The 26130-nt window shown below is 65.1% G+C and carries 27 protein-coding genes and 1 pseudogene; 22 read left to right on the top strand and 6 right to left on the bottom strand.

Annotation, left to right across the window (positions count from 1 at the left end):
- Positions 1–143: 143 nt before the first annotated feature.
- The 19 genes and pseudogenes from AB688_RS24940 to AB688_RS25025 all read left to right on the top strand — a co-directional run bounded on the left by AB688_RS24940 (position 144) and on the right by AB688_RS25025 (position 18634).
- Complete coding sequence (locus AB688_RS24940) at positions 144–1355, top strand: bifunctional cobalt-precorrin-7 (C(5))-methyltransferase/cobalt-precorrin-6B (C(15))-methyltransferase (protein WP_063546326.1); 1212 nt, start codon at positions 144–146, stop codon at positions 1353–1355.
- On the top strand, positions 1348–2442 hold the full coding sequence (locus AB688_RS24945; RefSeq protein WP_063546328.1) for a cobalt-precorrin-5B (C(1))-methyltransferase: 1095 nt from the start codon (positions 1348–1350) through the stop codon (positions 2440–2442). Before AB688_RS24940 ends, AB688_RS24945 begins: the two co-directional genes overlap by 8 nt.
- On the top strand, positions 2439–3158 hold the full coding sequence (locus tag AB688_RS24950; protein WP_063546331.1) for a cobalt-precorrin-6A reductase: 720 nt from the start codon (positions 2439–2441) through the stop codon (positions 3156–3158). The genes AB688_RS24945 and AB688_RS24950 overlap by 4 nt, the downstream gene beginning before the upstream one ends.
- A 165-nt stretch (positions 3159–3323) precedes the next feature.
- Positions 3324–3761 carry an NfeD family protein gene (locus tag AB688_RS24955; protein ID WP_054894581.1) on the top strand — a complete coding sequence of 146 codons (438 nt, stop codon included), beginning with the start codon at positions 3324–3326 and terminating at the stop codon, positions 3759–3761.
- Between the two features lie 24 nt (positions 3762–3785).
- Entirely contained in the window at positions 3786–4640 is an 855-nt protein-coding gene (locus tag AB688_RS24960; protein WP_054894580.1) for an SPFH domain-containing protein, read from the top strand.
- Between the two features lie 183 nt (positions 4641–4823).
- On the top strand, positions 4824–5210 hold the full coding sequence (locus tag AB688_RS24965; RefSeq protein WP_054894579.1) for a DUF2946 domain-containing protein: 387 nt from the start codon (positions 4824–4826) through the stop codon (positions 5208–5210).
- Between the two features lie 44 nt (positions 5211–5254).
- On the top strand, positions 5255–5737 hold the full coding sequence (locus AB688_RS24970; RefSeq protein WP_063546333.1) for a copper chaperone PCu(A)C: 483 nt from the start codon (positions 5255–5257) through the stop codon (positions 5735–5737).
- A 19-nt stretch (positions 5738–5756) separates the two neighbouring features.
- On the top strand, positions 5757–6194 hold the full coding sequence (locus AB688_RS24975; RefSeq protein WP_063546335.1) for a DUF2946 domain-containing protein: 438 nt from the start codon (positions 5757–5759) through the stop codon (positions 6192–6194).
- Between the two features lie 67 nt (positions 6195–6261).
- Positions 6262–8319 (top strand): TonB-dependent copper receptor, encoded by a 2058-nt coding sequence (locus tag AB688_RS24980; RefSeq protein WP_063546337.1) that lies wholly within the window; start codon positions 6262–6264, stop codon positions 8317–8319.
- Positions 8320–8376: 57 nt separating this feature from the next.
- On the top strand, positions 8377–9744 hold the full coding sequence (locus tag AB688_RS24985) for a PepSY-associated TM helix domain-containing protein (protein WP_063546339.1): 1368 nt from the start codon (positions 8377–8379) through the stop codon (positions 9742–9744).
- 239 nt (positions 9745–9983) lie between these two features.
- Complete coding sequence (cycA, locus tag AB688_RS24990) at positions 9984–11390, top strand: D-serine/D-alanine/glycine transporter (protein ID WP_063546341.1); 1407 nt, start codon at positions 9984–9986, stop codon at positions 11388–11390.
- 271 nt (positions 11391–11661) lie between these two features.
- A complete protein-coding gene (gene urtA, locus AB688_RS24995) occupies positions 11662–12927 on the top strand; it encodes an urea ABC transporter substrate-binding protein (RefSeq protein ID WP_063546343.1) in 1266 nt (421 codons plus the stop codon).
- Between the two features lie 142 nt (positions 12928–13069).
- Positions 13070–14557 (top strand): urea ABC transporter permease subunit UrtB, encoded by a 1488-nt coding sequence (gene urtB / locus AB688_RS25000; protein ID WP_063546345.1) that lies wholly within the window; start codon positions 13070–13072, stop codon positions 14555–14557.
- On the top strand, positions 14557–15636 hold the full coding sequence (urtC, locus tag AB688_RS25005; RefSeq protein ID WP_054894572.1) for an urea ABC transporter permease subunit UrtC: 1080 nt from the start codon (positions 14557–14559) through the stop codon (positions 15634–15636). The genes urtB and urtC overlap by 1 nt, the downstream gene beginning before the upstream one ends.
- Complete coding sequence (gene urtD, locus AB688_RS25010) at positions 15633–16490, top strand: urea ABC transporter ATP-binding protein UrtD (protein ID WP_063546347.1); 858 nt, start codon at positions 15633–15635, stop codon at positions 16488–16490. Before urtC ends, urtD begins: the two co-directional genes overlap by 4 nt.
- 140 nt (positions 16491–16630) lie before the next feature.
- Positions 16631–16762, top strand: a pseudogene (locus tag AB688_RS26945) (ATP-binding cassette domain-containing protein); the annotation flags it as partial.
- 83 nt (positions 16763–16845) lie between these two features.
- Positions 16846–17544 (top strand): urea ABC transporter ATP-binding subunit UrtE, encoded by a 699-nt coding sequence (gene urtE, locus AB688_RS25015; RefSeq protein WP_054894570.1) that lies wholly within the window; start codon positions 16846–16848, stop codon positions 17542–17544.
- A 31-nt stretch (positions 17545–17575) separates the two neighbouring features.
- Entirely contained in the window at positions 17576–18100 is a 525-nt protein-coding gene (locus tag AB688_RS25020) for a GNAT family N-acetyltransferase (RefSeq protein ID WP_063546348.1), read from the top strand.
- Between the two features lie 3 nt (positions 18101–18103).
- Positions 18104–18634: a GNAT family N-acetyltransferase gene (locus AB688_RS25025; protein WP_054894568.1), complete on the top strand. Its 531-nt coding sequence runs from the start codon at positions 18104–18106 to the stop codon at positions 18632–18634.
- 13 nt (positions 18635–18647) lie between these two features.
- Here the strand turns inward: AB688_RS25025 and AB688_RS25030 are convergent, their stop codons facing one another.
- Both AB688_RS25030 and cbpA read right to left on the bottom strand, forming a co-directional pair.
- A complete protein-coding gene (locus AB688_RS25030; RefSeq protein ID WP_054894567.1) occupies positions 18648–18953 on the bottom strand; it encodes a chaperone modulator CbpM in 306 nt (101 codons plus the stop codon).
- Positions 18954–18955: 2 nt separating this feature from the next.
- Positions 18956–19909: a curved DNA-binding protein gene (gene cbpA, locus AB688_RS25035; RefSeq protein WP_054894566.1), complete on the bottom strand. Its 954-nt coding sequence runs from the start codon at positions 19907–19909 to the stop codon at positions 18956–18958.
- 163 nt (positions 19910–20072) lie between these two features.
- Here cbpA and AB688_RS25040 point away from each other — a divergent pair, with 163 nt between their 5' ends.
- Entirely contained in the window at positions 20073–21344 is a 1272-nt protein-coding gene (locus tag AB688_RS25040) for an Hsp70 family protein (RefSeq protein ID WP_063546350.1), read from the top strand.
- A 129-nt stretch (positions 21345–21473) separates the two neighbouring features.
- Here the strand turns inward: AB688_RS25040 and AB688_RS25045 are convergent, their stop codons facing one another.
- The 3 genes from AB688_RS25045 to AB688_RS25055 all read right to left on the bottom strand — a co-directional run bounded on the left by AB688_RS25045 (position 21474) and on the right by AB688_RS25055 (position 23696).
- Positions 21474–22481, bottom strand: a complete 1008-nt coding sequence (locus AB688_RS25045) for an AI-2E family transporter (RefSeq protein ID WP_054894564.1) — start codon at positions 22479–22481, stop codon at positions 21474–21476.
- Positions 22482–22551: 70 nt separating this feature from the next.
- Positions 22552–22845, bottom strand: coding sequence for a PsiF family protein (locus AB688_RS25050; protein WP_054894563.1), 294 nt, complete (start codon positions 22843–22845; stop codon positions 22552–22554).
- 62 nt (positions 22846–22907) lie between these two features.
- Entirely contained in the window at positions 22908–23696 is a 789-nt protein-coding gene (locus AB688_RS25055) for an AraC family transcriptional regulator (RefSeq protein ID WP_063546351.1), read from the bottom strand.
- Between the two features lie 166 nt (positions 23697–23862).
- Between AB688_RS25055 and AB688_RS25060 the strand changes: the two genes are divergently transcribed.
- A complete protein-coding gene (locus AB688_RS25060) occupies positions 23863–24756 on the top strand; it encodes a DMT family transporter (RefSeq protein ID WP_063546353.1) in 894 nt (297 codons plus the stop codon).
- Here the strand turns inward: AB688_RS25060 and AB688_RS25065 are convergent.
- Positions 24737–25627, bottom strand: coding sequence for an esterase/lipase family protein (locus AB688_RS25065; RefSeq protein WP_063546355.1), 891 nt, complete (start codon positions 25625–25627; stop codon positions 24737–24739). The genes AB688_RS25060 and AB688_RS25065 overlap by 20 nt on opposite strands.
- Before the next feature lie 135 nt (positions 25628–25762).
- Here AB688_RS25065 and osmE point away from each other — a divergent pair, with 135 nt between their 5' ends.
- Positions 25763–26104, top strand: a complete 342-nt coding sequence (gene osmE / locus AB688_RS25070; RefSeq protein ID WP_054925771.1) for an osmotically-inducible lipoprotein OsmE — start codon at positions 25763–25765, stop codon at positions 26102–26104.
- Positions 26105–26130 lie beyond the last annotated feature (26 nt).

The following is a 26130-nucleotide window of genomic DNA, read 5'->3' on the forward strand; positions in this document are numbered from 1 at the left end:
TCAGGACCGTGTCGTCCTTTTCGCGGGCAAGCCCGCTCCCACAGGTATCCTGCAGGTCCGGATAGCTATGGGAACGGCGGTTCGCCGCTGCGGCTTGCCTGCGAAAAGGGCGACACGACTCCCAACACGACGGAAATGATCAGATGACCCCCTGGCTGACAGTAGTAGGCATCGGCGAAGACGGCTTCAGCGGCCTGGGCAAGCAGGCCCGGCGCGCGCTGCTGTCTGCTGCTCGTATCTTCGGCAGCCCGCGCCAATTGGCCCTGTTGCCGCGCTGCGTGGTCGGTGAGCGCCTGGCTTGGCCCAGCCCGTTCTCCCTCGGCCCTGTGCTGGCCCTGCACGGCGAGCCCGTGTGCGTGCTGGCCAGCGGCGACCCGATGTTCTACGGCGTTGGCGCAAGCCTCGCGCGCCAGGTCCCGGCCGAACAGATGCAGGTGCTGTCGATGCCCTCCTCCTGCGCCCTGGCCGCCGCCCGTCTGGGCTGGCCGTTGCAGGAGGTGCAGGTCGTGTCGGTGGTCGCGCGGCCGCTGGCGGCGCTCAATGCCCAACTCTACAGCGGTGTGCGCCTGCTGGTGCTGAGCAATGACGGCGACAGCCCTGCGGCCATTGCGCAGTTGTTGCGTGAACGCGGCTTCGGGCCGAGCCGGATGCAGGTGTTCGAACACTTGGGCGGCCCCGATGAAAAGCGCCTGAGCGGCAGTGCAGAGGACTGGCCACACGCCCAGGCCGCAGCACTGAACCTGGTCGCCATCGAATGCCAGGCCGCGCCGGACAGCCCGCGCCTGTCGCCCATCAGCGGCCTGCCCGACAGCGCCTTTCGCCACGACGGCCAGTTGACCAAACGCGACGTGCGCGCCATCACCCTGGCACGCCTGGCACCACAGCCAGGCGAACTGCTGTGGGATGTCGGCGCCGGCTGCGGCTCAATCGGTATCGAATGGATGCGCGCCCACCCCAGCTGCCGCGCACTGGCCATCGAGGCCGACGAAGGTCGCCAGGCGTTCATCGAATTCAACCGCGACCAGCTCGGCGTTCCTGGCCTGCAGTTGATTCGCGGCAAGGCGCCACAAGCCCTGGCCGATCTCGAACGCCCCGATGCCATTTTCATCGGCGGCGGCGTCACCGGCGATGGCGTACTGCCCTTGTGCTGGGAGCGTCTGCGCCCTGGAGGGCGGTTGGTAGCCAATGCCGTGACCCTGCAAAGCGAACTGGCCCTGGCGCATTTTCGTGAGCAGCATGGCGGCGAACTGACCCGCATCCACGTGGCCCAGGCCCAGGCCCTGGGCAGTTTCGATACCTGGCGCCAGGCCTTGCCTATCACGCTGCTCGAGGTGGTGAAACCCCTCGATGCGTGAAGAAACCCGCGAACAGCCCGCGCCACTTCGCAGCGGCCTGACCACCGGCAGCTGTGCCACCGCCACCAGCCTGGCGGCAGCACAGTTGCTGCTCACCGGCCAGTCCACCGACGCCGTGCAGATCACCCTGCCCAAGGGCAAGCAGGTGCAGATGCGCCTGGAATTCTGCCGCCGAGACGGCGAGCGCGCCGAGGCCGGCACCGTGAAAGACGCAGGCGACGATCCCGACGTGACCCACGGTGCCCTGCTCTACAGCCAGGTGCGCCTGATCGACGAGCCGGGCGTGCGCTTCGTCGCCGGCCAAGGCGTGGGCACGGTGACACGTCCCGGCCTGGTCCTGGCGGTCGGGGAGCCTGCCATCAACCCGGTGCCGCGGCGGATGATCAGCGAGCACCTGCAGCGACTGGCAGGCGAGTGCGCCTACGCGGGCGGATTCGAGGTGACGGTGAACGTGCAGGGCGGCGCGGAGCTTGCGCTCAAGACCATGAACCCGCGGCTGGGCATTCTCGGCGGGCTGTCGATCCTCGGCACCAGCGGCATCGTCCGGCCGTTTTCCTGCTCTGCCTACATCGCCTCGATCCACCAGGGCATCGACGTTGCCCACACCAACGGCTACACCCACATCGCCGCCTGCACCGGCAATGCCAGCGAAGACACCATGCGCCGGGTCTATGGGCTGCCGGAAATCGCCCTGATCGAAATGGGCGACTTCGTCGGCGCGGTGCTCAAGCACCTGCGCAAGGTACCGGTGCCACGCCTGACGCTGTGCGGCGGTTTCGGCAAGATCAGCAAGCTTGCCGCGGGCCACATGGACCTGCACAGCCGTCATTCGAGCATCGACCTGCCGCAACTCGCAGGTTGGGCAGCCGATATCGGCGCAGACGCCGTCCTGCAGGCGGCGATCATCGGCGCCAACACCAGCCAGCAGGCGCTGGCTCTCGCCCATGCCGCCGGTATCGCCCTGGGCGATGCCGTCTGCGCCCATGCCCTGGCATTCGCCCGCAGCGTGGTGCCTGCACAGGTGCAGGTCGAGGTTTTCGCCATCGACCGCCAGGGCGGTGTCGTCGGCAAGGCGGGTGTGCAATGAGCGGCCGTATCTTGTTGCTGGGCGGCGTCACCGAGGCGCTGGCCATCGCCCGGTTGCTGGGGCCGGAGCATGTCTACAGCCTCGCCGGTATCGGCCGTATCCCACAGGACCTGGCCTGCCAGGTGCGGGTGGGCGGTTACGGCGGGGCCGACGGCCTGGCCGACTACCTCCGGCGCGAACGGATCGACCTGCTGATCGACGCCACCCACCCCTATGCCGCACAGATCAGCGCCAATGCCGCACAGGCAGCGAAGGCGGCGGGCATTCCCTGCTGGGCCTTGCGCCGCCCCGCCTGGCAGCCACAGCCGGGCGACGACTGGCGCGAAGTCGAGGGCTGGGATGCGTTGATCGACGCATTGGCGCCTTTCAAGCGCCCGTTATTCACCCTGGGGCGCGAGCCGCTGCAACATCTCGAAGACATTCCGGCCCACCAGTTCTGGACCTTGCGTGCCCTGGAAACCTGCGCGGGCAATGAACGTTGCGAGGTGATCGGCGCACGGGGGCCGTTCCACCTCGAGGATGAACGAGCACTATTCGAGCGGCGCCAGATCGATGTACTGGTCAGCAAGAACAGTGGCAGCGCCGCGACCGAGCCAAAGCTTGAAGTGGCGCGCGAGCGTGGCGTGCCGGTGCTGGTGTTGAAGCGACCGGAACTGCCGGAGGTGGATCGGCTGTTCGGATCGGTGGCGCAGTTGCGCGAAGCCTTGTCGATATGAGCAGGGCAGTCCACTCTGCCGGTGCGGTTCGCCGCTGCGACTCGTCCCGCGATGGGCTGCGCAGCAGCCCCGGCCGTTTCCGGCGCCGCCATCCTCCACTGCCAATAGTCTTCCCGCGTCCCCTGCCGTAAACTTCAAGCCCCCTCACCGCAAGGCCCTGCCCATATGGAAATGCAATGGTGGATCTGGCTCGTCTTCGGCATCGCCCTGGTCCTGCTCGAACTGGTCCTGCCTACGTTCTTCATTCTCTGGTTCGGCATCGGCGCCATCCTGGTGTCGCTGATCGCCCTGGCCGCCCCGGCCCTGCAACTGGACATGCAGGTGCTGCTGTGGGTGGCATTCTCCTCCCTCACCACCCTGCTGTGGTTCAAGCTGTTCCGGCGCAAGAAGCCGGACGTGCGCTGGACCGCCGACAGCGTGATCGGTGAAGTCGGCCTGCTGACCGCGAGCGTGTCGCAGTTCCAGAAAGGCCGGGTGCGCTTCCAGAAGCCCATCCTCGGCAACGAGGAATGGACCTGCGTCGCCGACAGCGACATCCCTGCTGGCGAGCGCGTTCGCCTGGCCGCCATCGAAGGCAACACCGCGCGGGTTACCCGCCCCTGAATCCGTACTGAAAGGAAGCTTGCAATGACCAGCCTCATCGTCGTCGGCGCCATCGCCCTGTTCGTTCTGATCACCCTGTTCAAGGGGGTGCGCATCGTGCCCCAGGGCGAGGAATGGATCGTCGAGCGTCTGGGCCGCTACCACAGCACCCTCAAGCCCGGCCTGAACATCCTGGTGCCGTACATGGACGTGGTCGCCTACCGCCTGCCGACCAAGGACATCATCCTCGACGTGCAGCAACAGGAAATCATCACCCGCGACAACGCGGTGATCGTCGCCAACGCCCTGTGCTTCGCCAAGGTAGTCGACCCGCAGAAGGCCTCCTACGGCGTGCAGAACTTCTCCTTCGCCGTCACCAGCCTGACCATGACCTCGCTGCGTGCCATCGTCGGCGCCATGGACCTCGACGAGGCGTTGTCGAGCCGCGAGCAGATCAAGGCGCGCCTGCGCGAGGCGATGTCCGAACAGACCGAAGACTGGGGCGTGACCGTACGCTCGGTGGAGATCCAGGACATCAAGCCTTCGGAAAACATGCAGAAGGCCATGGAGCGCCAGGCCGCAGCCGAACGTGAACGAAAGGCCGACGTGACCCGCGCCGAGGGCGCCAAGCAGGCCGCCATTCTCGAAGCCGAAGCTCGCCTGCAGGCCGCCAGGCTGGACGCCGAGGCGCAGATCAGCCTCGCCGAAGCCTCGGCCCGGGCGATCACCCTGGTGCGTGAAGCGGTGGGCAACGAGACCACCCCGGCCATGTACCTGCTGGGTGAGCGCTACATCGGCGCGATGGAGAACCTGGCCGGCAGCGACAACTCCAAGGTGGTGGTGTTGCCAGCGGACCTGCAGGAGACCGTGCGCGGGTTGCTGGGGCGCGGCAAGGCCTGATACCGGCGGTGACTGCTTCGCGGGCAAGCCGGGGCGCCGAACCGCCGTTCCCACAAGCCCGCGAAGAACACAACACCGATTTCAAGCGCTGCGCACCGACAACTGCGGCACTTCACCGCACCCCCGCATTTTTACCTATACTCCGCCGTACAATAGCCACCTGATTCCTGACCGGATCTCTCCATGCCCCCACGTCGGCACATCGCCTGGATAGCCTGCCTTGCAGTGCTGTTCAACCTGCTGGCCATGCCGCTGTCTTCTGCCGCGCCCAAGGGCCCGGCCGAACAGCTGCTGTGGGGTGCCTTCTGCTCGACTGGCGCGGGCAAGGCCAAGCTCGATGTCCAGGCCCTGGCCAAGATCGACCTGGGCCAACAGGACGACCACTCCAACATGCAGCACTGCTGGTGCTGCTCGGGTGCCTCGCCTGTGCTCGCCCTGGCCAGCCACGCACCGCAACTGCACAGCCCGCTGCAACTGCGCTTCGGCCAGGCACCACCACTCGCCACGCACCAGCCCACGCCGCGCCAGCTCTGGCCGGCACTCAATCCGCGAGCCTCTCCGTTGGCCTGAGTTCAAGACGCTGTTCCTGAACCTGTACAGACCGGAGACTCACCATGCTCAAGCAAGCCCTCATCCTGGCCACCCTGCTGCTGCCCAGCGCCTTCGCCAACGCCCACGAATACAGTGTCGGCGACCTGCATATCGCCCACCCCTGGTCGCTGGAGCTGCCACCGAACGCGCCCAATGTCGCGGCGTATTTCATCGTTCACAACAACGGCAAGGTCGATGACCGCCTGTTGAGTGTCGAAAGCCCCGTCAGCGATGACGCCCAGTTGCACGAACACGCCAAGACCGCTGCCGGCGCCATGAAGATGCAGCAGGTACAGAGTGTGGTCGTACCTGCAGGCAAGGACCTGACCTTCGCCCCCAGCGCCTATCACGTGATGCTGATGCAGCCCAAGGACCGCAGCCTGCTCACTGACGGCAAGCGCTTCCCGCTCACCCTGCACTTCGAGAAAGCCGGCGACATCACCGTCGACGTCGCCGTGCAGAAGCAGCCGCCCGCCGACCAGGCAGGACACGAACACGCGCACTGACCGCTGACAGGCGCTCGTCATGAGCTTGCCGCGCAACAGCACAGCCCGCAGCACCCGCCCTGATCGCAGGCGCGTCGGTGGCGGCTGGCTGAGCCTGTTCGCCATGTGGATGATTTTCATCGGCCCGCTGATTTCCCAGTCGATGCCGATGGATCACCACGCCGGCATGAACATGAGCATGGCCATGGACATGCCCATGGCCGCGGGGCACCCGCATGCCGGGCAAGACCACCACGGTCACGGCAACGACGGCCAGCTACACACCGATTGGGAGAAATGCGGCTACTGCAGTTTGCTGTTCAACTGCCCCGCCCTGCCCCAGACCCTCAGCCCACTCAGCCTCGCCAGCACCATCCCGAGCACCCTCGCCACCTACCCGACCCGCCAGGGCCATGCCCTGCAAGCGGTGTTTCCCGGTGCCCGCAGCCGCGCCCCACCTCCATCGATCAACGTCTGACCACCCCGTTTCACGCCCGAAGCCAGGAGGCTTCGCGCTTACTCATGACTGATCGACTGGAATCATTATGTCCGGCTGCACCCCTGTTTCTGCCCTGTCCCGCCATGGGACCCTCGCCATGCTCTGCGGCTCGCTGCTGAGCCCGCTGGCGCTCGCCGTCGAGCCTGGCCACGAAGGCCATGACGCCCCGGAGCTGAGCCCGACGGTAATCACCGCCATCGCGCCCAGCTCGCCGCTGACCGTGGTCACCAACCCCAAGGATCCACGTCAGCCGGTGCCAGCCAGTGACGGCGCCGACTACCTCAAGACCATCCCCGGCTTTTCCGCCATCCGCTCCGGCGGCACCAACGGCGACCCCGTGCTGCGCGGCATGTTCGGCTCGCGCCTGAACATCCTCACCAACGGCGGTGTGATGCTCGGCGCCTGCCCCAACCGCATGGACGCCCCGACCTCGTACATCTCGCCGGAAACCTACGACCGCCTGACCGTGATCAAAGGCCCGCAAAGCGTGATCTGGGGCCCCGGCGGCTCGGCTGGCACCATCCTCTTCGAGCGCGAGCCGGAGAAATTCGGCACCCTCGGCAGCCGGGTCAACGCCAGCCTGCTCGCGGGCTCCAACGGCCGCTTCGACAAGGTGCTCGACGCCGCCGCCGGCAACAGCCAGGCCTATGCGCGCTTCGTCGGCAATCAGTCGCGCTCGGACGACTACAAGGACGGCAATGGCGATACCGTGCCTTCGCGCTGGGACAAATGGAACGGCGACGTGACCCTCGGCTGGACCCCGGACACCGACACCCTGCTCGAACTCACCGCCGGCAAGGGCGATGGCGAAGCGCGCTACGCCGGACGCGGCATGGACGGCTCGCAGTTCAAGCGCGAAAGCCTGGGCCTGCGCTTTGAAAAGTCCAACCTCGGCGAGGTGCTCGACAAGGTCGAGGCGCAGGTCTACTACAACTATGCCGACCACGTGATGGACAACTACAGCCTGCGCACACCCTCGGGCAGCGGCATGATGGGCATGCCCATGGTCAGCAACGTCGATCGGCGCACCCTCGGCGCACGCATCAAGGCGACCTGGCGCTGGGCCGACGTACAGTTGATCAGCGGCATCGACGCGCAGACCAACGAACACCGCAAACGCGGCGGCATGGGCGTCGATGCGCACAAGGGCAAGCCCTGGACCAAGGACGCCGACTTCCATAACTACGGCGTGTTCAGCGAGCTGACCTGGTACGCCACCGGCGAAGATCGCCTGATCAGCGGCGCGCGCCTGGACCGCGCCTCGGCCCGCGACTTCCGCCAGGCCAGTGCCACCCATGGCGATACCCGCGCGGATACCCTGCCCAGCGGCTTCATCCGCTACGAGCATGACTTGGCGGCGATTTCCGCTACCACCTATATCGGCTTGGGCCACGCCCAGCGCTTCCCCGACTACTGGGAGCTGTTCTCGCCAACCAACGGCCCGCGGGGCTCGGTCAACGCCTTCGACAGCATCAAGCCGGAGAAGACCACCCAGCTCGACTTCGGCATCCAGTACCAGGACGAACGCCTGCAAGCCTGGGCCTCCGGCTACGTCGGACAGATCCGCGACTACATCCTGTTCGACTACCGCAGCATGATGGGCATGAGCAGCACCCAGGCGCAGAACATCGACGCCCGCATCATGGGCGGCGAGCTGGGCGCGGCGTACAAGCTCGACGAAAACTGGAAAGCCGACGCGACGCTGGCCTACGCCTGGGGCAAGAACAGCAGCGACGGCAAAGCCCTGCCGCAGATGCCTCCGCTGGAAAGTCGCCTGGGCCTGACCTACAGCCGCGATGCCTGGAGCGTCGGTGCGCTGTGGCGCCTGGTCGCGGCGCAGAACCGCATCGCCCAGAACCAGGGCAACGTGGTGGGCAAGGATTACGAGAAGAGCGGCGGTTTCGGCGTGTTCTCGCTCAACGGTGCCTACAAGGTCAACAACAACCTCAAGCTCAGCGCGGGCGTCGACAACCTGTTCGACAAGGCCTACGCCGAGCACTTGAACCTGGCCGGGAACGCCGGGTTCGGCTACCCGGCGGCAGACCCGCAGCCGGTCAACGAGCCGGGCAGGACCTTCTGGACCAAGGTCGATTTCAGCTTCTGACAATAACAACCGGGGCGCGGGCCTGACCGCGCTCCACCTGGTCGAACGGGAGGCTCCATGAGCAAACCAAAGCAATCCTTCTACAACCTGGCCTGGCGCTGGCATTTCTATGCCGGGCTGTTCGTCGCGCCCTTCATGATCCTGCTGGCGATCACCGGGATCATCTACCTGTTCAAGCCCCAGCTCGACCCGTGGATGTACCGCGAGCTGATGGTGGTCGAGGCCGGCCCGCAGCGCCAGAGCGCCGACACGCTGCTGGCCCAGGTGCGCCAGGCTTATCCACAGGGCCATGTCGGCCAGTACCTGCCACCGCTGGACGCCGAGCGCAGCGCGCAGTTCGTGGTGCATGACGGCGGCCGCGAACTGAACGTGTTCGTCGACCCGTACAACGCCAAGGTGCTGGGCGCGCAGGACGGCAAGCAGAACCTGCAGGCAATCGCCCGCGCCCTGCATGGCGAGCTGATGGTCGGCACTGCCGGAGATCGGCTGGTGGAGCTCGCCGCAGGCTGGGGCGTCGTGCTGGTGGTGTCCGGGCTTTATCTGTGGTGGCCACGTGGCCGCAACCGCCGTGGCGTACTGTGGCCACGCCTGTCGGCACGCGGGCGCGTGCTCTGGCGCGACCTGCATGCGGTCAGCGGCTTCTGGGGTTCGGCACTGCTGTTGCTGATGCTGCTCAGCGGCATGACCTGGACCGGGCTGTGGGGCAAGCAGTACGCCGACCTGTGGAACCGTTTCCCGGCGGCGATGTGGAACGACGTACCGAAATCCGACCAGCAGGCCGGCGCGCTGAACAGCGCTCATCGCCAGACCGTGCCCTGGGCCCTGGAGAACACGCCGATGCCAGTGTCCGGCGCGCATGCCGAGCACATGGGCCATCACGACATGCACAGCGCCCCGGCCGCGCCGCAGATTACCCTGCAGCAGGTCGAGGATCTGGCCAACGCCCGCGGCGTGGCGCCGGGCTACAGCATCACCTCGCCGAGCACCGCTGAAGGCGTGTTCACCATCGCGGTGTTCGCCGACGATCCACGCAACGACGCCACCCTGCATGTCGACCAGTACACCGGCAAGGTCCTGGCCGACGTGCGCTGGCACGACTACAGCCCGGTAGCCCGCGCCACCGAGCTTGGGGTGATGCTGCACGAGGGCAAGATGTTCGGGCCGCTCAACCAGATCGTCATCCTGCTGGTGTGCCTGATGATCCTGCTGGGCTCGGTGAGCGGGTTGGTGATGTGGTGGAAGCGCCGCCCGTCCGGTGGGCTTGGCGTACCGCCGCTGCGGCATGACCTGCCGCGCTGGAAGACAGCGGTGACGGTGATGCTGGTGCTGGGTGTCGTGTTCCCGCTGGTGGGGGTGTCGATGGTAGTGATGTGGGTGGTCGACAGCCTGGTGGTGCGGCGCGGGCGGGTCGCGGTTCAGGCTTGAATCGCGTCGGCCTTTTCGCGGGCAAGCCCGCTCCCACGGTACGGCGCAGACTCGGGTTCAGCGCTGTACCGTGGGAGCCGGCTTGCCCGCGAAAAGGCCAACCCTTGACTGCGGTCAGTCAAAAATCCCCACTGCACCGCCAAGATCGTGGCGATCTGTCACGCCCGCACCTTTGCAGTGCGTGTTAGCCTAACCGGCTTTCGCTCACAAGAAGACTGACCCTCAATGGAATGCAGCCTATGACCCGGACCTCATCCCCCCAGGCAGATGACCAGCATCTGCAGCGCAACCTGACCAACCGCCACATCCAGCTCATCGCCATCGGTGGCGCCATCGGCACCGGCCTGTTCATGGGCTCGGGCAAGACCATCAGCCTCGCGGGCCCGTCGATCATCTTCGTCTACATGATCATCGGCTTCATGCTGTTCTTCGTCATGCGTGCCATGGGCGAGCTGTTGCTGTCGAACCTCAACTACAAGTCGTTCATCGATTTCTCCGCCGACCTGCTCGGCCCCTGGGCCGGCTACTTCACTGGCTGGACCTACTGGTTCTGCTGGGTCGTCACCGGCATCGCCGACGTGGTGGCGATCGCCGCCTATACACAGTTCTGGTTCCCCGACCTGCCGCAGTGGATACCGGCGCTGACCTGCGTGGCGGTCCTGCTGTCGCTGAACCTGGTCACGGTGAAACTGTTCGGCGAGATGGAATTCTGGTTCGCCCTGATCAAGATCGTCGCCATCCTCGGCCTGGTCGCCACCGGCCTGTACATGGTCATCACCGGCTTCCAGTCGCCGAGCGGCCACACGGCCAGCCTGGCCAACCTGTGGAATGACGGCGGCATGTTCCCCAATGGCCTGTTCGGCTTCTTCGCCGGTTTCCAGATCGCGGTATTCGCCTTCGTCGGCATCGAGCTGGTAGGCACCACCGCCGCCGAAGCGAAGAACCCCGAGCGCACCCTGCCACGGGCGATCAACTCGATCCCGATCCGCATCATCGTGTTCTATGTGCTGGCGTTGATCGCGATCATGGCGGTTACACCATGGCGCGACGTGGTCCCGGGCAAGAGCCCGTTCGTCGAACTGTTCGTGCTGGCTGGCCTGCCGGCAGCGGCAAGCATCATCAACTTCGTGGTGCTGACCTCGGCCGCTTCGTCGGCCAACAGCGGCGTGTTCTCCACCAGCCGCATGCTCTACGGCCTGGCCCAGGAAGGCGATGCACCGAAGGCCTTCGAAAAGCTCTCGCGGCGCGCCGTACCGGCCAACGGCCTGTACTTCTCCTGCCTGTGCCTGCTGCTCGGCGCGGTGCTGATCTACCTGGTGCCGAACGTGATCGAAGCCTTCACCCTGGTGACCACGGTGTCGGCGGTGCTGTTCATGTTCGTCTGGACGCTGATCCTGCTGTCGTACCTGAGCTACAGCAAGCAGCGCGCGGCGCTGCACGAGAAGTCGATCTACAAGATGCCTGGCGGGCGTTTCATGTGCTACGTGTGCCTGGTGTTCTTCGCCGGCATTCTGGTGCTGTTGAGCCTGGAAGCCGACACCCGTTCGGCGCTGGTGGTCACGCCAATCTGGTTCCTGCTGCTGGCCGTTACCTACCAGTTCGTACGCAGCAAGCGCCAGCCACGGGCGGTGGTGCGCGACAACTGATCTGCACAGGGCTGCTCTGCAGCCCTTTCGCGGGCAAACCCCGCTCTCGCAATCATGGTGTGTAGTTTCACGTCGCCCCCAGCGCGCTGCGCAGAAACTGCTCACCCTCTGGCCCCAATCCTGTGCAGGCTCGCCGAGCAAGCACCAACCTGGCCCTCCTCAAGGCCCCGCATCGAAGCACAACCCTTCTAATCTGCAGCCTCGCGCACCACGGCACAGCCTTTGCAATCTCCCCTCTGCCAACACCACAACAACTCAGCGGAGAGAGCACATGAAGCGACGCAGTCTGATCAAGGCCTTCACCCTCAGCGCATCGATCGCGGCGATGGGCCTGAGCTGGAGCATCCAGGCGGCCGAGACCATCAAGGTCGGCATCCTGCATTCGCTGTCCGGGACCATGGCCATTTCCGAAACGTCACTCAAGGACATGGCGCTGATGACCATCGACGAGATCAACGCCAAGGGCGGGGTCAATGGCAAGCTGCTCGAACCGGTGGTGGTCGACCCGGCCTCGAACTGGCCGCTGTTCGCCGAGAAGAGCCGCCAACTGCTGACTCAGGACAAGGTCGCGGTGGTGTTCGGTTGCTGGACCTCGGTGTCGCGCAAGTCGGTGCTGCCGGTGTTCGAGGAGCTCAACGGGCTGTTGTTCTACCCGGTGCAATATGAAGGCGAGGAGATGTCGCCGAACGTGTTCTACACCGGCGCTGCGCCCAACCAGCAGGCGATCCCGGCGGTGGAATACCTGATGAGCGAAGACGGCGGTGGTGCCAAGCGCTTCTTCCTGCTGGGCACCGACTACGTCTACCCGCGCACCACCAACAAGATCCTGCGCGCTTTCCTGCACAGCAAGGGCGTGGCCGACAAGGACATCGAAGAGGTCTACACGCCGTTCGGCCACAGCGACTACCAGACCATCGTCGCCAACATCAAGAAGTTCTCCGCAGGCGGCAAGACGGCGGTGATCTCCACCGTCAATGGCGACTCCAATGTGCCCTTCTACAAAGAGCTGGCCAACCAGGGCCTGAAAGCCACCGACGTGCCGGTGGTGGCCTTCTCGGTGGGAGAAGAGGAACTGCGTGGCATCGACACCAAGCCGCTGGTCGGCCACTTGGCGGCGTGGAACTACTTCGAGTCGGTGGAAAACCCGGTCAACCAGAAGTTCGTCGCCGACTGGAAAGCCTACGCCAAGGCCAAGGGCCTGCCGGGTGCCGACAAGGCGGTGACCAACGACCCGATGGAGGCCACCTACGTGGGCATCCACATGTGGGCGCAGGCGGCCGAGAAAGCCAAGTCCACCGATGTCGACAAAGTGCGTGAGGCCTTGGCCGGGCAGAGCTTCCAGGCGCCGTCCGGCTTCACCCTGACCATGGACAAGACCAACCACCACCTGCACAAGCCGGTGATGATCGGCGAGATCCAGGAAGACGGGCAGTTCAGTGTGGTCTGGCAGACCGAGCAGCCGCTGCGTGCGCAGCCGTGGAGCCCGTTCATACCAGGCAATGACAAGCGGCCTGACTATGCAGTGAAAGGTAACTGAGTGCATGGGGCCGCTTTGCGGCCCATTCGCGGGCAAGTCGGGGCGCCGAACCGCCGCTCCCACAGATCCCGGGAACACCGCTGAACCTGTGGGAGCGGGCTTGCCCGCGAAGAATCCACCTCCGATTTCCAGGATTGCTCGCATGCTCAGACTCCTGCTCACCCTCCTCCTCCTGCTACCCCTAGCCACTCAGGCCAGCGAGGGCGAATTCTTCCTCGGCGCCAAGCCCGCCGAACAGGCCAGCCTGCTCGAAGGCTGGGCCGCACAACCCGAACCGGCCCGCCTGGCGCTGCTGGAAAACCTGCGCGAAGGGCGCATAGCCGAAGACGACACGCGCAAGGTGCGCCTGAACAATCGCCTGCGCGGCCTGATCGACAACGCCCTGGCCAGCCATCAACTGCTCAGCGCCGACAGCAACCTGCGTCTGGCCGCAGCACGGCAACTGCAAAAAAGCGCGCAACCGGCGCAGATGGCGCTGCTCGACCGTGCCTTCGCCAGCGAACCGGACGCCGCCGTGCACGCCGCCCTGGGCCTCGCCCTGGCCAACCTGCAGCTGGGCGCCAGCGAACCTCGGGTACGCCTGGCCGCAGTGCGCCTGCTCGGGGAAACCGGCGACCCGCTGGCGCGTACCCGTCTGGAAGCTCTGTTGCAGCCTGGCGCAGAACCCGACGCCGGGGTGCGCACCGCCGCCGAGACCAGCCTGGCCCAGGTCCAACGCAAGCTGCTGTTCGGTGAGATCCTCGGCCAGGCGTTCAGCGGCCTGTCCCTGGGTTCGATCCTGCTGCTGGCGGCCTTGGGCCTGGCGATCACCTTCGGCCTGCTCGGGGTGATCAACATGGCCCACGGCGAAATGCTGATGCTCGGTGCCTACAGCACCTACCTGGTGCAGGTGCTGCTGCAGCGCTACGCCCCCGGCGCCATTGAGTTCTACCCACTGATCGCCCTGCCGGTGGCCTTCGCCGTCAGTGCCGGAGTCGGCATGGCGCTGGAACGCACCGTCATCCGCCATCTCTACGGCCGCCCGCTGGAAACCCTGCTGGCGACCTGGGGCATCAGCCTGATCCTGATCCAGGCGGTGCGCCTGCTGTTCGGCGCGCAGAACGTCGAGGTGAGCAACCCGGCGTGGTTGTCTGGCGGCATCCAGGTGCTGCCCAACCTGGTGCTGCCTTACAACCGCCTGGTGATCATCGGCTTCGCCCTGGCAGTGGTGCTGCTCACCTGGCTGCTGCTCAACCGCACACGGTTGGGGCTGAACGTGCGCGCGGTCACGCAGAACCGCAGCATGGCGGCCTGCTGCGGCGTGTCCACCGGGCGCGTCGACATGCTCGCCTTCGGCCTGGGCTCGGGTATCGCCGGGCTGGGCGGGGTCGCCCTGAGCCAGGTCGGCAACGTCGGCCCTGACCTGGGCCAGAGCTACATCATCGACTCCTTCCTGGTGGTGGTGCTCGGCGGCGTCGGGCAACTGGCCGGCAGCCTCTGGGCGGCCTTCGGGCTGGGCATCGCCAACAAGCTGCTGGAACCGCAGATCGGTGCGGTACTCGGCAAGATCCTCATCCTTGCGCTGATCATTCTGTTCATCCAGAAACGCCCGCAAGGCCTGTTCGCCCTCAAGGGACGGGTAATCGACTGATGAACCAGCCACTGCTTGTCACTGCCACGCAAAAGGTCGGGCCACGCCTGTCACTGGCCATCGGCGCCATTGTCATCCTGGTGCTGCTGGCCCTGCCGCTGCTGTCGCTGCTACCTGACGGCCATGCGCTGCAGGTCTCGGCCTACACCCTGACCCTGGTCGGCAAGATCCTTTGCTACGCCATCGTCGCCCTGGCCCTGGACCTGGTCTGGGGCTACGCCGGGCTGCTGTCGCTGGGCCACGGCCTGTTCTTCGCCCTCGGCGGCTATGCCATGGGCATGTACCTGATGCGCCAGGCGGCCGGCGACGGCCTGCCAGGCTTCATGACCTTCCTGTCGTGGAGCGAGCTGCCCTGGTACTGGGCCGGCACCCAGCACTTCGCCTGGGCGCTGTGCCTGGCGGTACTGGCGCCGGGGATGCTGGCACTGGTGTTCGGCTGGTTCGCCTTCCGTTCGCGGATCAAGGGCGTGTACTTCTCGATCATGACCCAGGCCCTGACCTTTGCCGGGATGCTGCTGTTCTTTCGCAACGAAACCGGGTTCGGCGGCAACAACGGCTTCACCAGCTTCCGCACCATCCTGGGCTTCGAGATCACCGCACCGGGCACCCGCGCGGTGCTGTTCCTGCTCACTGTCGCACTGCTGCTGGGCAGCCTGTACCTGTGCTGGTGGCTGACGCGCAGCAAGTTCGGGCGCTTGCTCACCGCGCTGCGCGACGCCGAGAACCGCCTGATGTTCTGCGGATACGATCCACGCGGCTTCAAGCTGCTGGTGTGGGTGCTCAGCGCCGTGCTGTGCGGCCTGGCCGGGGCGCTTTACGTGCCGCAGGTGGGCATCATCAACCCCAGCGAAATGTCGCCGACCAATTCCATCGAAGCCGCTGTCTGGGTTGCCCTGGGCGGACGCGGCACGCTGATCGGCCCGCTGCTTGGCGCAGGCCTGGTCAATGGCATGAAGAGCTGGTTCACCGTGGCCTTCCCGGAGTTCTGGCTGTTCTTCCTCGGCGCACTGTTCATCCTGGTCACCCTGTACCTGCCCAAGGGCGTGGTCGGGCTGCTGAAGAAAAGGAGCCAGCCATGAGAGGCATCCCTGCGGTTCATCCGGAATTCATGCTGGAGCCGGTCTTCGATCAGGTGGGCACCGGCCGCGACGCCATCGGCCTGGGTCAACCGCGCAAGGCTGGGCTCGACACCCGCCACGGCACGGTACTGAGCCTTGAAGACATCAGCGTCAGCTTCGACGGGTTCAAGGCGCTCAACGCGCTCAACCTGTACATCGGCGTCGGCGAGCTGCGCTGCATCATCGGCCCCAACGGCGCCGGCAAGACCACGATGATGGACGTGATCACCGGCAAGACCCGCCCCGACACCGGCAGTGCGTTCTTTGGCGATACCCTGGACCTGACCCGCATGAGCGAGTACCAGATCGCCCAGGCGGGCATCGGCCGCAAATTCCAGAAGCCCACGGTGTTCGAGGCGCTGAGCGTGCATGAAAACCTCGAGTTGGCGCTCAAGACCGACAAGTCGGTCTGGGCCAGCCTGGCGGCGCGCTTGAGCGGCGAGCAGCGTGAACGAATAGAGCACGTACTGACGACCGTGCGCCTGAACAGCCTGGCCTCGCGCCAGGCCGGGCTGTTGTCACACGGCCAGAAGCAGTTCCTGGAGATCGCCATGCTGCTGGTGCAGGAGCCGCAGTTGCTGCTGCTCGACGAGCCGGTGGCGGGCATGACCGACGCCGAGACCGAGTTCACCGCCGAGCTGTTCAAGGGCCTGGCGGGCACGCATTCGCTGATGGTGGTGGAGCACGACATGGGCTTCGTGGGCAGCATTGCCGACCATGTGACGGTGCTGCACCAGGGCTCGGTGCTGGCCGAGGGGTCGCTGGCACAGGTGCAGGCGGACGAGCGGGTGGTCGAGGTTTATCTCGGTCGTTGAACAGTGGGAATTGTGTCGGCCTTTTCGCGGGCAAGTCGGAGCGCCGAACCACCGCTCCCACAAGACAGCGTGAACCCGTAGGAGCGGGCTTGCCCGCGAAAAGGCCGGCACAGACAAAACAGTTTTACTAGGAACCCAACATGCTCAAGATCGACACCCTGCACCAGTACTATGGCGGCAGCCACATCCTCCGAGGCCTGTCGTTCGAAGCCAGGATCGGCGAAGTCACCTGCCTGCTGGGCCGCAACGGCGTGGGCAAGACCACCCTGCTCCCACAAGACAGCGTGAACCCGTAGGAGCGGGCTTGCCCGCGAAAAGGCCGGCACAGACAAAACAGTTTTACTAGGAACCCAACATGCTCAAGATCGACACCCTGCACCAGTACTATGGCGGCAGCCACATCCTCCGAGGCCTGTCGTTCGAAGCCAGGATCGGCGAAGTCACCTGCCTGCTGGGCCGCAACGGCGTGGGCAAGACCACCCTGCTGCGCTGCCTGATGGGCCTGGTGCCAGCCCGCGAAGGCAGCATCGAGTGGGAGGGCAAGCCGATCACTGCGCTCAAGCCCCAGCAGCGGGTGCATGCCGGCATCGCCTACGTGCCCCAGGGCCGCGAGATATTCCCGCGCCTGACCGTGGAGGAAAACCTGCTGATGGGCCTGTCGCGCTTCAGCGCCCGCGAGGCGCGGGAGGTGCCGGCATTCATCTACGAGCTGTTCCCGGTGCTCGAACAGATGAAGCAACGCCGTGGCGGCGACCTCTCCGGCGGCCAGCAGCAACAGCTGGCGATCGGTCGCGCCCTGGCCAGCCGCCCGCGCCTGCTGATCCTCGACGAACCCACCGAAGGCATCCAGCCGTCGGTGATCAAGGAAATCGGCGCAGTCATCCGCAGCCTGGCCCAGCGCGGCGACATGGCCATCCTGCTGGTCGAGCAGTTCTACGATTTTGCCGAAGAGCTGGCCGACCAGTACCTGGTCATGGCCCGCGGTGAAATCGTCCAGCGCGGCCGCGGCGAAAACATGCAGGCAGAAGGTGTACGTGGGCTGGTAACCATTTAATCTGCAGCATCGACTTCGCGAAGACACTGCCATGAGCTACCTGATCCGTGATGCCCTACCCGACGACGTGGCGGGCATCCTCGACATCTACAACGACGCCGTGCGCAACACCACGGCGATCTGGAACGAAACCCCGGTCGACCTGGCCAACCGCCAGGCCTGGTTCGCCGCCCGCGCCGAGCAGGGTTACCCGATCCTGGTCGCGGCCGACGCAACCGGCGTACTGGGCTACGCCTCGTTCGGCGACTGGCGGTCGTTCGAGGGTTTTCGCCTCACGGTCGAACACTCGGTGTACATCCGCAGCGACCAGCGCGGCAAGGGCCTGGGTCCGCTGCTGATGCAGGCGCTGGTCGAACGCGCCCGACAGTGCGGCAAGCACATGATGGTCGCGGCCATCGAGAGCGGCAACGCGGCCTCGATCCGTCTGCACGAGCGACTGGGTTTCATTACGACCGGGCAAATGGCCCAGGTCGGGGTGAAGTTCGGTCGCTGGCTCGACCTGACGTTCATGCAACTGGCGTTGGACGACAACCGCGAACCACCTCGAAAGGACTGATTCATGAACGCCGCACAGCTACAGCGCGTCACCCACGAGAGCCTGACCTACTACCGCGACAGCCTCGTGGCGCTGTTGCTCGATGCGGTACGCAATGGGGCTTCGGTGGGGTTTCTGGCGGACATCGACGAGGCCCAGGCGCTTGCGTATTTCGCTGAAGTTCGCAGCCGGCTTGTCAGCGGTGAGCAGTTGCTCTGGGTGATCGCCCAGGGGCAGGAGGTGCTGGCCAGCGTGCAGTTGGGGCTGTGCCTGAAACCCAACGGCCTGAACCGCGCCGAGGTGCAAAAGCTGCTGGTGCACAGCCGTGCCCGGCGGCGTGGGCTGGGGCAACAGTTGATAGCGGCGCTGGAGGCCGATGCCCGACGTCTGAAACGCGGGATGCTGTACCTGGACACCGAGGCAGGGTCGGGTGCCGAGGGATTCTACCAGGCACTGGGGTATGACAAGGCCGGTGAGATCCCGGACTATGCCTGCGGCCCGGATGGTGTGTATCGGGCGACCGCGCTGTACTACAAGGTGCTGGCTGGCGCTTGAGAACACCGCAGTTCTACATCTGGGTGAATCGCCCCAAACGCTGCCTCAACATGCTGTTCTCACTGCGCAACTGCTGCACTTCCTGCAGCAACTCCAGCGCCAGCGCCACCCCTTCCCACTCCAGTTCCAACTCCTGGTGCAGCTTTGCCGCACGCTTGGCCAGCAGCGGCGCCTGATCGTCGAATAACCAGTCCTCCGGGGTGCGCCCGGTGGGTTCGACAATGCCGTGCTCGACGATTTCGATCACGCAGTCGGCCGTGACATCGGCCTCCTGACACAAGGTTCGCATGTCCAGTTGAACGATCAGGGTGCTGCTCATGGTCACTTACTCCATTGTGTCCTCGGGTTGAACGCGGCCTTCTCGGAGAGTTTGGTCCAGAGTTCGCGAGTGGTCGCATCGGAGGTGCTCGGCATGACCACCTTGAGCTGGGCGTAGAGATCGCCACGCTCGCCCTGCTTGTTCGCAAGGCCCATGCCCTTGACCCGCAGGCGCTGGCCGCTCTGGCTGTCGGGGCGGATGGTCAGGTTGATCTTGCCGGTCAGGGTCGGTACCGCCACCTTGGTGCCCAGCGCTGCCTCCCAGGGAGCCAGCGGCACGGTGATGATCAGGTCGTGGCCTTCGACATCGAACAGCGGGTGCGGCGCCATGCGGATGGTCAGGAACAGGTCGCCGTTGGCACCACCGCCGACACCCGGAGCGCCCTGGCCCTTGAGGCGAATACGCTCGCCGTCGGTCACTCCGGCCGGGATCTTCACGTTCAGCGTCTTGGTGGTGAAACCGGTGCGCTGCCCGGCAGCGTTGGTCTGCGGCACCTGGAAGCTGATCTGTTTGGACTCCTTGCTCAGGGTCTCTTCGAGAAACACCGCCAGTTCCAGTTCCACGTCCTGCCCTCGCCTGCCGGCACTGCGCTGCTGGCCGCGTGCGCCGCCAAAGGGATTGCCGCCACGGGCACCGAAGATCGAGCTGAAGAAGTCGGAGAAGTCACCGCTCTCGAAGCCGCCGCCACCGCCGCGACTTTCCCAGCCTGGCGGCGCCTGGAACGGCCGACCATGCTGGCCGCCGTACTTGCGGATCTCGTCGAATTCAGCGCGTTTCTGCGCATCGCCCAGCACTTCGTAGGCCTCGTTGGCCTCTTTGAATTTCTCCTCGGCGTCACGCTCCTTGCTGACGTCGGGGTGATACTTGCGCGCCAGCTTGCGGTACGCGGCCTTGATCGCCTTCTCGTCCGCGCTGGGCTCGACGCCGAGTATCTTGTAATAGTCTTTGAAGTCCATCTAAGGATCACCAGTAGGAATTTTCGTGTTGCATCTGAAGATTGGGGTCAAGCATAGCCTTTCAAGGTTCGCTTGGGTTTGTCATATGGCAGACGATCGGTCTTGATTCTGTCGGCCACTGGCATAAACTGCGCGGCCGTTTGGCCTCCGGAAGCCCCTCCCCATGTCTGACCTATCCCCGGCTCGCGCCCTTGGCATCGACTTCGGCACCTCCAACTCCACGGTGGGTTGGCACCGCCCTGGCGTCGAATCGCTGATCGCCCTGGAAGAGGGCAAGATCACCCTGCCGTCGGTGGTGTTCTTCAACATCGAGGAGCGGCGCCCGGTATATGGCCGTCTGGCCCTGCACGAGTACCTGGAAGGCTACGAAGGCCGCCTGATGCGCTCGCTCAAGAGCCTGCTGGGCTCCAAGCTGATCAAGCATGACACCAGCGTGCTCGGCAGCGCGCTGCCTTTCAAGGACCTGCTGGGCATGTTCATCGGCGAACTGAAGAAGCGCGCCGAGGCCAATGCCGGGCGCAGCTTCGACCAGGTCGTGCTGGGCCGCCCGGTGTTCTTCGTCGACGAGGACCCGGCGGCCGACCAGGAGGCCGAGGATACCCTCGCCGAGGTGGCACGCAAGATCGGCTTCAAGGACGTGTCGTTCCAGTACGAACCGATCGCCGCAGCCTTCGACTACGAGTCGGGCATCAGCCGCGAAGAGCTGGTGCTCATCGTCGATATCGGCGGTGGTACTTCGGACTTTACCCTGATCCGCCTGTCGCCCGAACGGCACCTGGTCGATGAGCGCCAGGATGACATCCTCGCCACCGGCGGCGTGCACATCGGCGGTACCGACTTCGACAAGCAACTGAGCCTGCAAGGCGTGATGCCGCTGTTCGGCTATGGCAGCCGCATGAAGAGCGGCGCGCTGATGCCGACCAGCTACCACCTGAACCTGGCGACCTGGCACACCATCAACGCCCTGTACTCGCAGAAGTCGCAACTGGCCCTGGGCAGCATGCGCTACGACATCGAGGATGCGCTGGGCATCGACCGCCTGTTCAACCTGATCGAACAGCGCGCCGGACACTGGCTGGCGATGGAAGTGGAGGCCAGCAAGATCGAGCTGACCGACCAGGTCAGCCGGCGCATCGACCTGGGCCGGGTGGAGCCGGGCCTGGCGGCGGACCTGACCCGCGGCCTGTTCGAGGACGCCATCGACGGCCTGTTGCAGCGGGTCCGTGGCAGTGTCAGCGAGCTGCTGGCCAAGGCCGGGGTCAGTGAAGCGCAGGTGGATACGGTGTTCTTCACCGGGGGCTCGAGCGGCATTCCGGCGCTGCGCAACAGCGTTGCGGCGATGCTGCCCAATGCGCGGCATGTGGAAGGCAATATCTTTGGCAGCATTGGCAGCGGTCTGGCCATTGAGGCGCGCAAGCGGTACGGGACAATCTGATCCTTTGCCTGTACTGGCCTCTTCGCGGGTAAACCCGCTCCCACAGGATTACCTATGCCTTGAAGGCAGCGGTGGACCTGTGGGAGCGGGTTTACCCGCGAAGAGGCCGGTACACGTTCAAGCAACCCCTCAGACCAGCTCCATCCGCCTGAGCTCACTCTTCAGGTAGGCATAGTAGATCGGCCCCGCCACCACCCCCGGCAAGCCGAACGCCGCTTCGAACACCAGCATCGCCAGCAACAGCTCCCACGACTTGGCACGGATCTGCCCACCGACGATCCGCGCGTTGAGGAAATACTCGACCTTGTGGATGACGATCAGGTAGCCCAGCGCCGCCGCCGCAACCCAGATCGACAACGACAGTCCGACGATGGTGATCAGGGTGTTGGACATCAGGTTGCCGATCACTGGCAGCAGCCCGAGCAGGAAGGTCAGTACGATCAGGGTCTTGGTCAGCGGCAGGTGCACGTCGAACAGCGGCAGCACCACGGCGAGGAAGATGCCGGTGAACGCGGTGTTGAGCAGCGAGATCTTGATCTGCGCAAAGACGATATTGCGAAACGCCTGCACCAGCAGGCTCAGACGCTCGAACAGCGCGGCGGCCAGCGGCTTGCGTCGGGACAGGTCGGGCAGCCGTTGCAAGGCGATGATGGCGCCGAGGATCATGCCGATCAGCAGGGTCACGAACATGTGTGCCATGCCCTTGCCCACCAGTTGCAGGTCGCTCAGGTGGCTGCGGATCCAGTCGCCGATGGCCACCTTGAACTCTGCCGCGCTGGCCGGCAGGTAACCCTCGATGAACGGCGGCAGCTGCCCCCGGGCGCGCTCCACCAGGCCCATGAACTTGTCCAGCGAAGCGCCGGGGTTTTCGGCTTCGTGCAGCAGGAAGCTGAAAGCGCCGGCGATCAACAGCGTCAGCGTGCTCACCACCAGGGTGCCGAGCAGCGCCACCGCAAGCCATCGCGCCCGTTGTCCGGCGATCAGTGGCTGCAAGCGTGGGGTGAGCATGTTCACCAGCTCGAACACCAGCAGGCCCGCGAGCAGGCTCGGCAGCAGCTTGAGGGGCAACGCAAGGAGCAGGCCGGCAACGACGATGATGCAGCTGGCCAGGGTGATCTGGCGGGGAGTGAAAGTCATACAGCCTCGGCGGCAGACAGCGGAAAGACCCGCAGTCTGCCAGCCTTCAGGCGCAAGGCATAGGCGCAGGTCACTTCTTCTTCAGGCATTCGCTCATGAAGGCCTTGCGCTCGTCGCCCTTGAGCGCCGTGGCCTTCGGGTCGGCGTTACAGGCCTTCATGCGCTCCTGCGGCGTGGTCGGCTTGGCAGGCTCGGCTTTTTTGAGGCAGTTGCTCATGAACGCCTTGCGCTCGTCGCCCTTGAGGGCCTGAGTGGTAGCGTCGGCGTTACAGGTCTTCATCTTTTCCTGTTGCGGCGTAGCGGCGAATCCTTGCCCGGCGATCGACATCCCCAGTACCAGCAATGACACATGCAGCATCTTCATGGAGTGGTCTCCTTGTCCCGCGCAGGATGCACGGTCGTCGAGCTGAGTGTAGACAACAATTCCTACATCCCTGATCGCACGCGGCGCCGGTATTGCTCAGGCGTGCACCGAGCCTGGCGCTGGAACATGGCGATGAACGCGGAGGCGCTGCTGTAGCCCAGGTCGAAGGCGATGCTCTGGATCGGCGTGCCGCTTTCCAGCGCTTCGATGGCGCGCAGAAAGCGCAGGCGCAAGCGCCACTCGCCAAAGCTCATGCCCAGCTCGCGGATGAACTGGCGGGCCAGGGTACGCTCGCTGACATGCACCTGCGCGGCCCAGTCACCGAGCGGTCGGTTATCGCCGGGCTCGGCGTGCAGGGCCTCGAGCACCTGACGCAGGCCGTCGCTGCGGGCGAAAGGCAGGTAGCAGGTTTGCGTGGGTGCCAGCCGCAGTTGGTCGAGCAGCACCTGGACCAGGCGCTGGTCCCGTTCGTCCTGGGCGATCTTGAGGTCGCGACGGGCAAAGTCGCCGAGGATCGCCTTGAGGATGTCGCTTATCGCCAGGCTGCAAGGCTGGGCCGGCAGATCGACGCATAGGCTGCGGTCGAGGTAGACCGAGCGGAAGACGACGGCCTGCGGGTTGTAGCAACCGTGCTCATGATCAGGAGGAACCCAGACCGCGTGGTTTGGCGGCGAGATGAAACGCTGGCCGTCGACATCCAGATGCATGACGCCATGGGCGGCATAGTTGAGCTGGCCCCACGGATGAAAGTGCGGGGCGCTGACCGTGTCGGCACCGAACTCGTCGTAGCGAAAGTACACCGGCGCCGGGAGTTCGGGGAAACTGGGATGGTCGAGGTATTTGGCGGACATGCTGTCTGCTTCACGGGGTGAGTTGTCTGGATGGGAGTATAGCCTTGTGGACAGACAGAGCATAATGGCGGGCATCTGCGGTGTTCTTTTCGCGGGCAAGTCGGAGCGCCGAACCGCCCCCCAGAAGCGTCACACCGAAACAGCAATTCCCACGAGTCAAAGCCTCATGAACTACAGCTTCCCCGTCCTGGCGATTCTTATCTGGGCCGGCAACACCGTCGTCACCAAGATGTCCGCCGGGGCGATCTTTCCCGCCGAGATCGGCTTCTACCGCTGGCTGCTCGCAGGCCTGCTGTTCACCCCGTTCCTGCTGCCGCAGGTGTGGCGCAATCGCACAGCGATCCGCCCGCTCTTGGGCAAGCTGTTCGTCCTGGGGGTACTGGGCATGGTCATGTACCAGAGCATGGCGTACTTCGCCGCCGGCATCACCAGCGCCACCAACATGGGCATCATCCTTTCGCTGATGCCACTGATGTCGCTGGCCCTGTCGATCGCCTGGCTCGGCCAGCGCCTGACCTACGGCGCCTCCCTCGGCGCCCTGGTGTCGTTCTTCGGCGTGCTGGAGGTGGTGTCCGCCGGCAATCCCGGCGCGCTGCTGCACCAAGGGCTCAATGGCGGTGACCTGCTGATGCTGGTCGCCACCTTCGCGTATGCCCTGTACAGCGTGCTGTTGAAGAAATGGCAATTGCGCCTGCCACAGATGCAACTGCTGTATCTGCAGATCTGGATGGCGATCCTGGTACTGCTGCCGATGTACCTGCTGTCGGAGAAGACCGGGCTGACCGCGAACAACATCGGCCTGGTGCTGTATGCCTGTGTGCTGGCGTCGATGATCGCGCCGCAGTTCTGGATGCAGGCCGTGCACAGGCTCGGGCCGGCCCGCACGACCCTGTTCTTCAACCTGTTGCCGGTGGTGACTGCCGTGATCGCTGCTGGCGTCCTGAACGAACAGTTGGCCAGCTATCACTTGTATGGCGGCCTGCTGACCCTGGCCGGGGTCATCCTCGCCGAACGCTGGACCACTCCCGTGCGCCGCGCGCTTACAGCCCGGCAGCCTTGAGCCGGGCAGCGTGCTCGGTGAACAGGCGCACCGGGTCGGCGCCCTTGCCCACGGCACCGAACTGCTGGTTGACGATGTCCAGGTGATCGAGCGGGTAATCATCGCCGATCACCTGGCCCAGGTGCGAGCTGTAACGCCCGACCATGCCATCGCATTGGCCTTTTTCCCGAATGAAACTGCGGGCGAACAGTCGGCAGAAGCGGTTGCTGCCATCGAAGCGATTCCAACCCTTGTCGGTTCGCCCAGGCTGCAGGATGCCGGACCAGGAGTAGTAGCGCACGCCGTCGACCTCGGCAGCGCCCTCGCCGCCCCAGTGCTGCGGCAAGCCCTGTGGATAAGCCTGGTTGAACAGCGCCACGCCCGAACAGGTCAGCGACTGGTGCGAGGCGTGCACATCGATCGGCAACGGATCACGACGCCAGCCGGTTTCCAGCCACACCAGCAGCAGCGCCAGGCCATGCAGTGCAGCCTTGAGCAGGCGCCCCGGTGGCGAATCGCCGGGGGCGCTGCGTTCAAGATGATCAGCCAGTTCCGAGCCGTGGTTGGGACCGGCAACAGAAGTGACCGACGCCACTCGCCCAGGCCTGCGCGCTGCGGCATAACGCGCGCTCAAAGCGCCCTGGCTGTGGCCGATGAGGTTGACCTTGTCTGCCCCGGTGCGCTGGCAGATGTCTTCGATGATCACCAGTAACTGCTCGCCACGCACCTCACTGGAATGCAGCGGCGAGACCTGCACCGCGAACACCTGTGCCCCACCCCGGCGCAACGCCGGCACGATGCCAAACCAGTAGGGGTAGAGCAGCAAGCGCACGAAGCCGAGCATGCCCGGTACCAGCACCAGTGGGTAGCGTGTGGCCAGTTCGTTTGTCATCTGCCGTTCCTCTCCCTGAACCCTGCCCTTCTCAGGGTAGTCGCCGCTTCGCCTGATGAATCGAACTCTTGACGCGCCGTGCGGTTCCAACCTTGACAGCCACCCGCAACGGACCTTTCTGCAAGGAGCGGAACCATGAACAAAGCGATCCTGGCCATTCTTGTCGCAAGCACGACCCTCGCGGCCTGCGGCAGCCGTCCGGAAAACCCGGCGGACTACGTCACCTACCGCGACGAGCCGCTGGTCAAGCAGGTCGAGCACGGCATGACCACGCAAAAGGTCATCGCCATCGGCGGCAGCCCATCGAACATGAGCGACCTGCCCAACGGCGGGATCTGCAACGACTACATCCTCTACAAGGATGGCAAGCAACAGCCCTACTACGTGCGCTTCGACGCCAGCGGGCATGTCGACGCCAAGGGATTCAAGACCTGCAAACAGCGAGAAGAGGACCGCAAGGCCTTACCCGGCCAGTAAGCCCTCCCGCCCACTTACCCCCTGAT

The organism is Pseudomonas putida, assembly GCF_001636055.1.
In the GTDB taxonomy this organism is placed as follows: Bacteria; Pseudomonadota; Gammaproteobacteria; order Pseudomonadales; family Pseudomonadaceae; genus Aquipseudomonas; species Aquipseudomonas machongensis.